Genomic DNA, 12,420 nt, shown 5'->3' with positions numbered 1-12,420 from the left:
GGTAAGCCCCTGAAAGGCGCCGGCGCACCCGCGTCGGCTATCGTCTCGCCCATGAATGCCTCCCTCCGCCTTGGCTGGCGCACCCTCTGGCGCGATTTGCGCGCCGGCGAACTGCGCCTCTTGATCGTTGCCGTGCTGCTGGCCGTGGCCGCACTCACGGCCGTCGGCTTCTTTGCCGACCGATTGCAGGGCGGCTTGCAGCGCGATGCGCGGCAGCTGCTCGGCGGCGATGCGGTGATAGTGAGCGACAACCCCACGCCTGCGACCTTCATCGCGCAGGCCCACGCGTTCGGGCTCCAGGGCACCGGCACCTTCGGCTTCCCGACCATGGCACGGGCCGACGATGCGAAGGGCGGCGCCAGCAAGCTGGTGGCCCTGAAGGCCGTGACCGCGGGCTACCCGTTGCGCGGCAACCTGCAAACCGCGCACGCCCCCGATGCGCCCGGCACCGTCACCCGCGACATTCCGCCAGCGGGCGAGGTGTGGGTCGATGCCTCGCTGCTCGACTCGCTCGCGCTCAAGGTGGGAGACATGCTTCTGCTCGGGGACACCGGCCTGCGCGTCGGACGCGTGATCACGCTCGAGCCGGACCGCGGGGCAGGCTTCATGAGCTTTTCGCCGCGCGTGATGCTCAACCAGGCGGACGTGCCGCGCACCGGGCTCGTACAGCCCGCGAGCCGCGTGGGCTACCGCTACGCCGTGGCGGGCGAAGATGCGGCCGTCAAGCGCTTTTCCGACTGGGCCGAGGCCACCATCAAGAAGGGCGAACTGCGCGGCGTGCGGCTCGACTCTTTCGAAGGCGGGCGCCCCGAAATGCGCCAGACGCTGGACCGCGCCGAGAAATTCCTGAGCCTGGTCGCGCTGCTCGCGGCGCTGCTGTCGGCCGTGGCCGTGGCGCTGGCCGCGCGCGGCTTCGCGGCCAGCCACCTCGACGACTGCGCCATGCTGCGCGTGCTCGGCCAGAGCCAGCGCACCATCGCGATGGCTTACTCGTTCGAATTCGCGGTCGTCGGTGTCGTGGCCAGCAGCCTCGGCGTGGCGATCGGTTTCGCCGTGCACTACGTGTTCGTGGTGCTGCTTGCCGGGCTGGTCGAAACGGCGCTGCCCGCGGCCACCTTGTGGCCCGTGGCGTTCGGCCTGGGCATGGGGCTCACGCTGCTGTTCGCGTTCGGCCTGCCGCCCGTGCTGCAACTGGCCAAGGTGCCTCCGCTGCGCGTGATCCGGCGCGACGTCGGCGGGCTCAAGCCTGCGTCGCTCGCGGTGCTGGGCATCGGCGTGGCCGGCTTCGCGGCCTTGCTGATCGCCGCCAGCAGCGACCTGAAGCTGGGCCTGATCGCCGTGGGCGGCTTCGCGGGCGCGGTGGCCGTGTTCGCGCTTTTGAGCTGGCTCGCGGTGAAGGTGCTGCGCCGCAGCGTCAATGAAACCACCGCGCCGCGCTGGCTGGTGTTGGCCACGCGCCAGATCTCGGCGCGCCCGGCCTACGCGGTGGTGCAAGTCAGCGCGCTCGCCGTCGGCCTGCTGGCGCTGGTGCTGTTGGTGCTGCTGCGCACCGACCTCGTCGCGAGCTGGCGCAAGGCGACGCCGCCCGATGCGCCGAACCGTTTCGTGATCAACGTCATGCCTGACCAGAGCACCGCGTTCCAGAAGTCGCTGCGCGATGCCGGCGTGAACAAGTTCGACTGGTACCCGATGATCCGGGGCCGGCTGGTGGCCGTCAACGACAAGCCGGTGTCGCCCGACGACTACGTGGAAGACCGCGCCAAGCGCCTGGTGGACCGCGAGTTCAACCTCAGCAACAGCGTGGAAGCGCCGGCGCACAACAGCATCGTGGCGGGCGCATGGAAGCCTGGTGCGCCCGGCGAAGTGAGCGTGGAAGAAGGCCTGGCCGAAACGCTCGGCCTGAAGCTCGGCGACGTGATGCGCTTCGACATCGGCGGCATGCAGAACGATGCGCGCATCACCTCGCTGCGCAAGGTCGACTGGGGTTCGATGCACGCGAACTTCTTCGTGATGTACACCGTGGCCGCATTGCCCGATGTGCCGGTGACCTACATGGGCGCCTTCCGCGCGCCCGAAACCCGGGGCTTCGACAACGCGCTGGTGCGCAGCTACCCCAACGTGACCAACGTGGACATGAGCGCCACCATCAACCAGGTGCAGCGCGTACTCGACCAGGTGATTCGCGCGGTCGAGTTCCTTTTCGGCTTCACGCTCGCGGCGGGCCTGGTGGTGCTGTTCGCCGCGGTCACCGCCACGCGCGAAGAGCGCGCGCGCGAGTTCGCGGTGATGCGCGCGGTGGGCGCGCGCGCCAGCCTGCTGCGCCAGGTGCAGCGTGCCGAGCTGGCGGGCGTCGGCCTGCTCGCGGGCTTTCTGGCGAGCATCGTGGCATCGGTCATCGGCTGGGGCCTGGCGCGCTACGTGTTCGACTTCACCTGGACCGCGTCGCCCGTGGTGCCGATAGCCGGCGCGCTCGCGGGTGCGGTGCTGGCGCTGGCTGCGGGATGGTGGGGCTTGCGCGACGTGCTGCGCAGGCCGGTGGTGGAAACGCTCCGGCGCGCGGCCGAGTAGATTTTTCTTCGGGCATGGGCGGGAAGGGCCTGGGAATGCAATACATTCCCCGGCCCTGCATTCATTCGATGAGAACCCCCTTACATGCGCTTGGCGTCATTCCAGATCACCAACTTTCGCTCGATCAACGACAGCGGCCCCATCGATTCCACACAGATCACGGCGATCCTCGGTCGAAATGACAGCGGCAAATCGAACCTGCTGCGCGCACTTCACAGCCTGAACCCTGCCGAAGGCATTACCGAACTCAGTCCGATCAAGGACTTTCCGCGGCACCGCCGCCTCGAAGAGTGCCAGGGCGATACGCCGGTCGTCGCTACGCGCTGGGCCCTCGAAGACAGCGAGCGGGCCGAATTGACGCAGATGCTTCCGCGCGCCGCCAACGTGCGCCACGTCACGGCGGGTCGGGGCTACGGCACGGCGCGCTGGACCGGGCTCGAAGGTTTGGCGGAGCTGTCGCTCGACGTGTCGGACATCAAGGGCAAGGTCCGCAAGATCGTGCCCGCGGTGAAGGCCGCGGCCGAAAAAGTCGCCGAGGAGGCAAGGGCGACGCTGGAGCAGGAGGCCGACGCCTTCGACGCTGCAATGATCCTGAGCCCCGACTACATCAGGTGGTCGGAAGGTGCGGTCAAGGCGCTGCAAACCCTGCGCAAGGCGCTGGCCGTGGCAGACGCCGAGCTCAGCGACAAGCAGGAGCAGATGCTGGTCGAGCTCGAGGACATGGCCCGCGCGATTGCCAACGACACGCCGGCGCTCGCAAAGGCCAAGCAATGGGTGCTCGAGAAGCTGCCCAGCTTCGTTTACGTGGACGAGTATCCGGCGCTGCCCGGTCGGCAGAACATTGCCGACCACTTGGTGCGCAAGGGCTGGGGCCAGGCGGCGCCCGAACAGCAGAGCTTCGAGAAACTCTGCAAGGTGGCGGGACTCGACGCCCAGCAGCTGCAAGATCTGCTGGAGAAGAACGACCTGGCCACGCGCAACCAGCTCGCGAATCGCGCAGGCGCCGTCGTCACGTCCGAAATCCGCCGGCTCTGGAAAGACCGCGAACTCAAGGTGCGCTTCAACCTCGACGGCCCCTACATGGACACGCTGGTGTCCGACCCGAACGGCGCCTACGAGGTGGAAGTGAACCTCGACGAGCGCAGCCGGGGCTTCCAGTGGTTCTTCTCGTTCTACATCGCCTTCTTCGCGGACACCCAAGGCGGACGCGCCGGCGACGCCATCCTGCTGCTGGACGAGCCCGGCCTGCACCTGCACGCGCGCTCGCAGGCCGACTTGCTCGAACATTTCGAGAAGGACTTCGGCAACCAGATCATCTACACGACGCACTCGCCATTCATGGTGCCCGTGCATCGGCCCGATGCGGTGCGCACGGCCAGCATGAGCGAAGCTGCCGGCACCACCGTGAGCAACAAGGCGGAAGGCGATGCGCGCACGCTGTACCCGCTGCAGGCCGCGCTTGCGCTGAGCCGGATGACCGACGAATTCGCCACGAGGCCGCTGGTCAAGGAAAATGTTCAAGCGGCGGGTCTTCCTGTCCAATAGCGGCATGGAACATCCACCGCACGAGCTCGCAGAGCGCCTGACTGAACTCGAGATCAAGTCGAGCTACGCCGAGGACCTGCTGGAGCAATTGAACATGACGATCTACCGGCAACAGCAGCAGATCGACAGCCTGATCCTTCAGGTCACCCAACTGAAGCAGCAAAGCCAGAACGCGGGGCAGGAGGGGGCTGCGCGCAACTTGCGCGACGAGTTGCCGCCGCATTACTGAGAGCCTTGTCTACGATTGGTGCCTTGTTTCCGGGCGCTGCTGTTCAGGGCGCGCACCCGCCGACGGGGTACCTTGCTCCGCGAATGTCCCCCGGGGCTGCGCCCCTCCTCCTTTATTTCGCTGCGCAAGGCACCCCATCGACGGAAGCGTTGCACAGAGCGGTGGTTGATCGACCACGCACCAGCGGCTTGCCCTAGTGCACAGGGCATCGGGTGCTCCCCGCAGCGAAATAAAGGAGGAGGCCGCAGGCCGGGGGACATTCGCGGAGGGGAGTACCCGGTGGCCTTTGCACGTGCCCTGGACAACAGCGCCCTGGACAACAGCGCCCGAACAACAGCGCCCCGAAACAAAGACGCCCCGAACAACAACGCTTCAGCTCACCCAGCAAACAACAAGATCAGCCGTGCGAATGCCAAAGCACGGCGAAAAAGTGGCAGGTGCTGCCCGCCAGCACGAACAGGTGCCATACCGAATGGGCAAAGCGCACCTTGTTGTCGAACAGGAAAACCACCGCACCCGCGGTGTAGAACAGCCCGCCGGCCACCAGCCAGCCCAGGCCCGCCGGTGACATGCGTTCGTACAGCGGCACAGCCGCCATCAACGCCATCCAGCCCATCGCCACATAGAGCCCGGTAGACCACAGCGGGTGCTGCAGCCGGTTGAACAGCTTGGCGCCCACGCCCAGCGCTGCCGCGGCGCAAATCGCTCCGAACAGCGTCCAGCCCCAAGGTCCGCGCAGCACGCCGAAGAGAAACGGCATGTAGCTGCCCGCGATGAACAGGTAGATGGCTGCGTGGTCGAGCCGGTTGAACCAAGCCTTGGCCCTGCCGACCGGCAACGCGTGGTACAGCGTGGAAATAAGGTACAGCACGATCGCCGTGCCCGCGAAAAGCGATGCACCGACGATGCTGGCAGCCTGATCCTTCTGGGCGGCGCTGTAGACCAGGACCGGCAGCGACGCAATGGCCAGCAGCAGCCCGAGGCCATGGCTCAGCGCGTTGAAGAGCTCTTCCAGCGCAGTCTGGTTGCGGACCGCTGACGTGGGCTTGTTCGGATTCATCATGCTGCTCATTTTCTACTTGACCTGCTGCTTTCCCAGCTTGCGCGCCAGGGTGCGCCGATGCATGCCGAGCCGCCGCGCGGTCTCTGAAATATTGAAGCCGGTTTCGGCGAGCGTCTCGTGAATGCGCTCCCACTCCAGCGTCTTGATCGAGGTCGAGCGGTTGGTCAGCTCGACTTCGGTGGTGCCCGTCGCACGGCCGAAGGCGGCCTCGATGTCGTCGGTGTTGGAGGGCTTGGCAAGATAGTGGCAGGCACCGAGCTTGATGGCCTCGACCGCGGTGGCAATGCTCGCAAAGCCCGTGAGCACCACGATCAGCATCTCGGGGTTGTGCCGGTGCAGCATCTGCACACAGGCCAGGCCCGAGGCTTCGCCGTTGAGCTTCAGGTCGACCACCGCATAGCCGGGCGAATGGGTCTGCAGCAGCGTTTCGACCTCTTCGGCATTGCTTGCATGCGTGACTGTGTAGCCACGGCGCTCGAACGAGCGGCCGAGCGTGCGCGCGAAAGCGGCGTCGTCTTCGACGATCAGCAACTGGCGCTCAGCTTCTGCGGCTTCGGTCATGGGCTTCCGTTTCAGTCATTGCGATGGTGTTGTCGATGGCTTCGTCGTCCTCTTCCTCCAGCACGACAGCCGCGAGCGGCAGCGTAATGGCCACGACGGCGCCGCCCTCGGGCCGGTTGCGCACCTCCACCCGGCCTCCCAGCGTGCGCGCCACGTTCACCACCAGGAACAGGCCGAGCCCGCCACCCGGCCGGCCCTTGCTCGACTGGTAGGGCTTGCCGAACTGCTTCAGCATCGCGGCCGGAAAGCCGGGGCCCGCATCGGTCACCGTGAGCGTCAGCGCGTCGGTGTCTTGCTCCGCTTCGAAGCGCAGCCAGTGCGGCGAGGCCTCCAGTGCATTGTCGAGCACGTTGCAGATCATCTGCTTCACGGCCGAGTCGGAAACCATGGGCAGGTCCCGGCCAAACCGGTTGTCGTAGTCGAAATCTTCCACCGGGCGCGTGGTGCGCCATTCCTCGACCAGCTCGTCGAGAAAGGTGCTCACGGTCGTTTCTTCCGACGATTCGCCACGCGCCTCGCCGGCCGACAGCAGGATGCCGCTCACGATGCTCTTGCAGCGCTGGATCTGCAGTTCCATCTCGGCCACTTCGGTCAGCAGCTCGGGGTCGGAGCTGAAATGCGGCAGCCGGCGCCAGTCGCCGAGGATCACCGCCAGCGTGGCAAGCGGCGTGCCCAGCTCGTGCGCGGCGCCCGACGCGAGTAGGCCCATGCGCACGATGTGCTCTTCTTCCGAAGCGCGCTGGCGCAGGTCGGCCAGCCGCGCATCGCGTGCGCGCAGGTTGCGGCTGATGCGCGTGATGAACACCACCAGCAGCGCCGCATTGAGCGCAAAGCAGATCAACATGCCCTGCACATAGGGGCTCCAGAGCCCGCGGTCGTGGTCGAGCGGCAGTGCGAGAGGGCGCGAGAAAAGCGCCAGCCCCGCGAAGCACAGGCTGGTGACGACGACGATGGTCCACGTCGACCAGGCCTTGAGCAGCACCGCGCCCAGAATGACCTGCAGCAGATACAAAAAGACGAAGGGATTGGTGGCGCCGCCGCTCAGGTAGAGCTGCGCGGTGAGCGTGGCCACATCGACCAGCAGCGCGAGAAACAGTTCGCCGTTGGTCACCCTGCGAAGGGTGCGCGAGCGCAGCAGGCTCACCACGTTGAAGAGGGCCAGGCAGGCCAGCACCAGTAGCATCTGATCGAGCGGCAGCCGGATGCCGAAGCCGTAGTGCACGAACAGAATGGTGACCACCTGCCCGACCACCGCGAACCAGCGCAGCTGGATCAGCTGCTGCATGTTCTTGTGGCCCGTGGCGTTGTCCAGGCTCGCGACGCCCGCGCGAGATGCGTGCAGTTCCCCCGCCACCGCGGAGAGCTCAGTCGGGGCGGCGGCCGTCTTGGCGGGTTCTTCCGTCGGCATGGGAGGCATTGTCACCGTTGCTGTCGGCTGGGTCGGCGAGCTTGCGGCGGCGGCGATCGTCGCGCCACACGAACCAGGCCGCGCCCGCGACCATCAGCGCCAGGCCGTACCAGGTGATGGCGTAGACGAGGTGGCTGTTGGGAAAGGCAATGACCGTCAGGCCGCCTGCGGGCCATGCCGGCGTTGCGCCGGGGGCGGAGGGCATGGCCTCGGCATCGACGAAGTAGGGCGCCGCATCGTTCAAGCTGCGCGCGGCGGCAATGGCCTGCACGTCGCGCGAGAACCAGCGCCCGGCGGCGGGATCGTTCTTGCGCAGGAAGCCGCCCTTGGGCTCGGTGATGCGCAGCAGCCCGGTCACGGCGGTCTCGCCCTTCGGCTCGGTGGCAGTGCGCGACGAACGGTCGCGCGCCTCGGGCGGCACGAAGCCGCGGTTCACCAGCACCGTGGTGCCATCGGCGGCCTGCAGCGGCGTCAGCACCCAGAAGCCGGCACCGAGCCTGGTGCTGGCTTGCACCAGGGTTTCCTTGTCGTGGAGAAAGGTGCCGGAGATGCGCAGGTGCCGGTATTCGTCGGCGGCCGCGTTGATTTGCGGCCAGCGGTCACGCGCCGGGGTTTCGGAGGCCGGTGCATGCACGCGCTGCTCGACGCGGGCAATGAGATCGAGCTTCCAGGCCCTGCGCTCGACCTGCCAGTTGCCGAGCGCGACGAAGCCGGCAAAGGCAAGCGCCGCGCAGACCATGAAGATCACCCGTGCGGCCGTGGAGCGCTGGCGGCCGGCCATTGTGTTGCGAGTGCTGTGGTCTGGCGGCAGGGTCGTCAAGGCATGTTCTTCATGTCGTGCACCGACATCGGCATCATGTTGGCGTTCATGTGGTACATGACCCAGAGCGAGCCGGCCAGCGTGATGACGACGAGCACGATGGTGAAGATCAGCGCCAGCATGTTCCACCCGCTCTCGGACTTGGCGTCCATGTGCAGGAAGTAGATCATGTGGACCACGATCTGCACCGCGGCAAAGCCGAGGATGACGAGCGAGGTGGTGTGCGTGTTGGAAAGCACCTTGCCCATCACGAGCCAGAACGGAATTGCGGTCAGGATCACGGCCAGCACGAAGCCGGTCATGTAGCCCTTGAAGGTGCTGTGGCTCACGGGGCCATCGTCGTGATGGTCGTCGTGGGCATCGTGTGCGCCGTGGCCATGGCCGTGCGCTGCGGTTTCAGTGTGGGCGGTGCTCATGCCATCGATCCCATCAGATAAACGAAGGTGAAGACGCCGATCCACACCACGTCCAGGAAGTGCCAGAACATCGAAAGGCACATCAGGCGGCGGCGGTTGGCGGCGGTGAAGCCGTGCTTGGGCAGCTGGATCATCAGCACGACGAGCCAGACGATGCCGAAGGTCACGTGCAGGCCGTGGGTGCCGACCAGCGCGAAGAACGACGACAGGAACGCGCTGCGCTGCGGGCCCGCGCCTTCATGGATGAGGTGCGCGAATTCATACAGCTCCAGGCCGATGAAGCCCGCGCCCAGCAGGCCCGTAATGGCCAGCCACACCAGCGTGCCGCCCATGCGCTTTCTCTGCATTTCGAGCACGGAGAAGCCGTAGGTGATGGACGAGAGCAGCAGCAGTGAGGTGTTCACGGCCACCAGCGGCAGGTCGAACAGGTCGGCGCCCGAGGGGCCGGCCGCGTAGCTGCGGCCCAGCACGCCGTACACCGCGAACAGGCAGGCGAAGATGAGGCAGTCGCTCATCAGGTAGAGCCAGAACCCGAGCAGCGTGCCGTTCTCGGGGTGGTGGTCGTTGCCGACGTGGAACAGCTCGAACACGGGCGGCTTGCCCGTGACGTCGCTGTGGGCATGCACGCCCGCGGGCGTTTGGAGTGCGGTGGTATCAGACATGGGCGGCTCCCAGCAGGCGGGTGCGTTCGGCCTCGGTGCGAACGACGTCTTCCGCGGGAATGTAGTAGTCGCGCTTGTAGTTGAAAGTATGGATGATCACGGCGGCCAGCATGGCGACAAAGCCGATGCCTGCCACGAGCCACATCTGCCAGATCAGCGCGAAGCCGCACACCGCTGCCAGGGCCGCGATGATGAAGCCGGCGCTGGTGTTCCTGGGCATGTGGATGGGCGTGAAGCCTTCGAGCGGGCGGGCGTAGCCGCGGCGCTTCATGTCGGTCCAGGCGTCGTTGTCATGGATGCGCGGCGTGAACGCGAAGTTGTAGGCCGGCGGCGGCGACGAGGTCGACCACTCGAGCGTACGGCCGTTCCACGGGTCGCCCGTGGTGTCGCGCAGCGATTCGCGGCGCACGAAGCTCACCACCAGCTGGATGAGGAACGACGCAATGCCCAGCGCGATCAGCACCGCGCCGAAGGCCGCAACCTGGAACCAGAACTGCAGCGACATGTCCTGGAAGTGGCTCATGCGACGCGTGACGCCCATCAGGCCCAGCACATACAGCGGCATGAACGCGACCCAGAAGCCCACGAGCCAGAACCAGAACGAGCACTTGCCCCAGAACGGATCGAGCTTGTAGCCGAACGCCTTGGGGAACCAGTAGGTAATGCCCGCCAGCATGCCGAACAGCACGCCGCCGATGATCACGTTGTGGAAGTGGGCGATAAGGAACAGGCTGTTGTGCAGCACGAAGTCGGCCGGAGGCACCGCGAGCAGCACGCCCGTCATGCCGCCGATCACGAAGGTGACCATGAAGCCGACGGTCCACATCATGGGCAGCTCGAAGCGGATGCGGCCGCGGTACATGGTGAAGAGCCAGTTGAAGATCTTCGCGCCCGTCGGGATCGAGATGATCATCGTCGTGATGCCGAAGAACGAGTTCACGCTGGCGCCGGAGCCCATGGTGAAGAAGTGGTGCAGCCAGACGAGGTACGACAGGATGGTGATCACGATGGTGGCGTACACCATCGAGGCATAGCCGAAGAGGCGCTTGCCGCTGAAGGTGGACACCACTTCCGAGAAGATGCCGAAGGCCGGCAAGATCAGGATGTAAACCTCGGGGTGGCCCCAGATCCAGATCAGGTTCACGTACATCATGGCGTTGCCGCCGAGATCGTTCGTGAAGAAGTTGGTGCCGACGTAGCGGTCGAGCGACAGCAGGGCGAGCACGGCCGTGAGCACCGGGAAGGCGGCCACGATGAGCACGTTGGTGCAAAGGGCGGTCCAGGTGAACACCGGCATCTTCATCATCGTCATGCCGGGCGCGCGCATCTTCACGATGGTGGCCAGCAGGTTGACGCCGGAGAGCAGGGTTCCGACCCCCGCTATCTGCAACGACCATATGTAGTAGTCGACCCCCACGTCGGGGCTGAAGAGAATGCCCGAGAGCGGCGGATAGGCCAGCCAGCCGGTCTTGGCGAATTCACCCACGAAGAGCGACGCCATCACCAGGCCGGCGCCGAAGGTGGTCATCCAGAAGCTGAAGTTGTTCAGGAACGGAAAGGCCACGTCGCGCGCGCCGATCTGCAGCGGCACCACGAAGTTCATGAGGCCCGTGACCAGCGGCATGGCCACGAAGAAGATCATGATCACGCCGTGGGCGGTGAAGATCTGGTCGTAGTGGTGCGGCGGCAGGAAGCCGGCGTTGTCGCCGAAGGCCACGGCCTGCTGGGCGCGCATCATGAGTGCGTCGGCAAAGCCGCGCAGCAGCATGACGAGGCCGAGCACGATGTACATGATGCCGATCTTCTTGTGGTCGATGCTGGTGATCCAGTCGCGCCACAGGGTGCCCCAGAGCTTGAAGTAGGTGACCGCGCCCAGGATGGCGAGGCCGCCCAGCACCACGGCCGCGAAGGTCGCCAGCAGAATGGGCTCGTGGAGGGGAATCGCCTCCCACGTGAGGCGGCCGAAGATGAGCTTCGTCAGGTCAAGGTTTTCGAGCATCGTCATTCTTCGGTGGTGCACATCGCCGTGACGTACTTGCGCTTCGGCGAATTGATGAGGGTGTCAGCCTGCCAGGCTTGCGTGGTGGCGATGTTGAACGCGCCGGGCTTGCCCAGCCCGCCATTCGCGTCGATGGCCATCATTTCCTTCATGCACATCTTGTTGCGGTCCACGCAGAGGTTGAGGATGGCGTCGTACAGGTCGGGGGCCACCGCGGCGTAGTGCCGCACCGGCTCGCGCTCGCTCGGCACTTCGAGCTTCTTGTACTGCTCGCGCGTGAGTTCGCCGTCCTTGCCGGCCTTGACCTTCTGCACCCACTGGTCGAAGTCAGTGTTGCTCAGGCCGTGGAACTTGAAGCGCATGCCCGAGAAGCCGGCGCCGCTGTAGTTGGCCGAGAAGCCCTCGAACTCGCCCGGCTTGTTGATGACGGCGTGCAGCTTGGTTTCCATGCCCGGCATGGCGTAGATCTGGCCGGCCAGCGCGGGGATGAAGAAGGAGTTCATCACCGAGGAGGCCGTGATCTTGAAAGTGATCGGCCGGTCGACCGGCGCGGCCATTTCATTCACCGTGGCAAAACCCTGCTCGGGGTAGATGAAGAGCCACTTCCAGTCGAGCGCCACCACTTCGACCACCAGCGGCTTGGCTTCGGCGGGAATCGGGCGCTCGGCGTCGAGCCGGCTGAGCGGCCGGTACGGGTCGAGCGTGTGCGTGCTGATCCAGGTGATGGCGCCGAGCGCGATGATGATCAGGAGCGGCGCGCCCCAGATCGCCAGTTCGAGCTGGGTGGAATGGTCCCAGTCGGGGCTGTAGTCGGCCTCCTTGTTCGACTGGCGGTAGCGCCAGGCGAAGAAGAGGGTCAACGCGATCACCGGAACGATGATGATCAGCATCAGCACGGTAGAGACGACGATGAGGCGTCCCTGCTGATTGGCGATGTCGCCGGAAGGGTTCATGAGCACCGTGTTGCAGCCTGCCAGCAAGGCAAGGGGAAGCAACAGGAGCCATCGGCGAAGAGTTTTGAGGGTGGGCATGCCGGAAGAAAGAAGTGCAGGGGCTGCGCAAAGAACCCACAATCTACGACCAAAGGTTGCGCCCGGCTATTGGACGTTTTGTCCTATGGCGGGAATCCTCATTCGGTGAGACGCTTGG

At 65.8% G+C, this 12,420-nt stretch carries 11 protein-coding genes; 3 read left to right on the top strand and 8 right to left on the bottom strand.

Features of this window, described 5'->3' with window-relative positions:
• The first annotated feature begins 51 nt into the window (after positions 1-51).
• The 3 genes from ABIC94_RS07025 to ABIC94_RS07015 all read left to right on the top strand — a co-directional run bounded on the left by ABIC94_RS07025 (position 52) and on the right by ABIC94_RS07015 (position 4,342).
• Positions 52-2,568 carry an ABC transporter permease gene (locus ABIC94_RS07025; RefSeq protein WP_354372315.1) on the top strand — a complete coding sequence of 839 codons (2,517 nt, stop codon included), beginning with the start codon at positions 52-54 and terminating at the stop codon, positions 2,566-2,568.
• An 84-nt stretch (positions 2,569-2,652) separates the two neighbouring features.
• Entirely contained in the window at positions 2,653-4,113 is a 1,461-nt protein-coding gene (locus ABIC94_RS07020; RefSeq protein ID WP_354372314.1) for an AAA family ATPase, read from the top strand.
• A gap of 4 nt (positions 4,114-4,117) precedes the next feature.
• Positions 4,118-4,342, top strand: coding sequence for a SlyX family protein (locus tag ABIC94_RS07015; RefSeq protein ID WP_354372313.1), 225 nt, complete (start codon positions 4,118-4,120; stop codon positions 4,340-4,342).
• A gap of 397 nt (positions 4,343-4,739) precedes the next feature.
• Here ABIC94_RS07015 and trhA read toward each other — a convergent pair whose 3' ends face one another.
• From trhA to cyoA, 8 genes are read right to left on the bottom strand one after another with little or no spacing between them, the layout of a single operon-like run.
• Entirely contained in the window at positions 4,740-5,402 is a 663-nt protein-coding gene (gene trhA / locus ABIC94_RS07010) for a PAQR family membrane homeostasis protein TrhA (RefSeq protein WP_354372439.1), read from the bottom strand.
• Positions 5,403-5,417: 15 nt separating this feature from the next.
• Positions 5,418-5,966: a response regulator transcription factor gene (locus ABIC94_RS07005; RefSeq protein WP_354372312.1), complete on the bottom strand. Its 549-nt coding sequence runs from the start codon at positions 5,964-5,966 to the stop codon at positions 5,418-5,420.
• Positions 5,944-7,374, bottom strand: coding sequence for an ATP-binding protein (locus tag ABIC94_RS07000; protein WP_354372311.1), 1,431 nt, complete (start codon positions 7,372-7,374; stop codon positions 5,944-5,946). Before ABIC94_RS07000 ends, ABIC94_RS07005 begins: the two co-directional genes overlap by 23 nt.
• Positions 7,331-8,155 (bottom strand): SURF1 family protein, encoded by an 825-nt coding sequence (locus ABIC94_RS06995; protein ID WP_354372310.1) that lies wholly within the window; start codon positions 8,153-8,155, stop codon positions 7,331-7,333. The genes ABIC94_RS07000 and ABIC94_RS06995 overlap by 44 nt, the downstream gene beginning before the upstream one ends.
• 35 nt (positions 8,156-8,190) lie before the next feature.
• Complete coding sequence (gene cyoD / locus ABIC94_RS06990) at positions 8,191-8,610, bottom strand: cytochrome o ubiquinol oxidase subunit IV (RefSeq protein WP_354372309.1); 420 nt, start codon at positions 8,608-8,610, stop codon at positions 8,191-8,193.
• A complete protein-coding gene (gene cyoC / locus ABIC94_RS06985; protein ID WP_354372308.1) occupies positions 8,607-9,272 on the bottom strand; it encodes a cytochrome o ubiquinol oxidase subunit III in 666 nt (221 codons plus the stop codon). The genes cyoD and cyoC overlap by 4 nt, the downstream gene beginning before the upstream one ends.
• Positions 9,265-11,277 carry a cytochrome o ubiquinol oxidase subunit I gene (cyoB, locus tag ABIC94_RS06980; protein ID WP_436317947.1) on the bottom strand — a complete coding sequence of 671 codons (2,013 nt, stop codon included), beginning with the start codon at positions 11,275-11,277 and terminating at the stop codon, positions 9,265-9,267. The genes cyoC and cyoB overlap by 8 nt, the downstream gene beginning before the upstream one ends.
• Positions 11,274-12,302, bottom strand: coding sequence for a ubiquinol oxidase subunit II (gene cyoA, locus ABIC94_RS06975; protein WP_354372306.1), 1,029 nt, complete (start codon positions 12,300-12,302; stop codon positions 11,274-11,276). The genes cyoB and cyoA overlap by 4 nt, the downstream gene beginning before the upstream one ends.
• Positions 12,303-12,420: the final 118 nt, after the last annotated feature.

This window comes from Variovorax paradoxus (assembly GCF_040544635.1).
GTDB classification, from domain to species: Bacteria; Pseudomonadota; Gammaproteobacteria; order Burkholderiales; family Burkholderiaceae_C; genus Variovorax; species Variovorax paradoxus_R.
The sequence above is the reverse complement of the archived record's forward strand: the minus strand, read 5'-3'. Positions and strand labels throughout refer to the sequence as shown.

Coding starts and splice junctions, on each gene's coding strand:
- cyoD (WP_354372309.1), bottom strand. CDS start 8,610: ATGAGCACCGCCCACACTGAAACCGCAGCGCACGGCCATGGCCACGGC.
- ABIC94_RS06995 (WP_354372310.1), bottom strand. CDS start 8,155: ATGGCCGGCCGCCAGCGCTCCACGGCCGCACGGGTGATCTTCATGGTC.
- cyoA (WP_354372306.1), bottom strand. CDS start 12,302: ATGCCCACCCTCAAAACTCTTCGCCGATGGCTCCTGTTGCTTCCCCTT.
- ABIC94_RS07025 (WP_354372315.1), top strand. CDS start 52: ATGAATGCCTCCCTCCGCCTTGGCTGGCGCACCCTCTGGCGCGATTTG.
- trhA (WP_354372439.1), bottom strand. CDS start 5,402: ATGAATCCGAACAAGCCCACGTCAGCGGTCCGCAACCAGACTGCGCTG.
- ABIC94_RS07015 (WP_354372313.1), top strand. CDS start 4,118: ATGGAACATCCACCGCACGAGCTCGCAGAGCGCCTGACTGAACTCGAG.
- cyoC (WP_354372308.1), bottom strand. CDS start 9,272: ATGTCTGATACCACCGCACTCCAAACGCCCGCGGGCGTGCATGCCCAC.
- cyoB (WP_436317947.1), bottom strand. CDS start 11,277: ATGACGATGCTCGAAAACCTTGACCTGACGAAGCTCATCTTCGGCCGC.
- ABIC94_RS07005 (WP_354372312.1), bottom strand. CDS start 5,966: ATGACCGAAGCCGCAGAAGCTGAGCGCCAGTTGCTGATCGTCGAAGAC.
- ABIC94_RS07000 (WP_354372311.1), bottom strand. CDS start 7,374: ATGCCGACGGAAGAACCCGCCAAGACGGCCGCCGCCCCGACTGAGCTC.
- ABIC94_RS07020 (WP_354372314.1), top strand. CDS start 2,653: ATGCGCTTGGCGTCATTCCAGATCACCAACTTTCGCTCGATCAACGAC.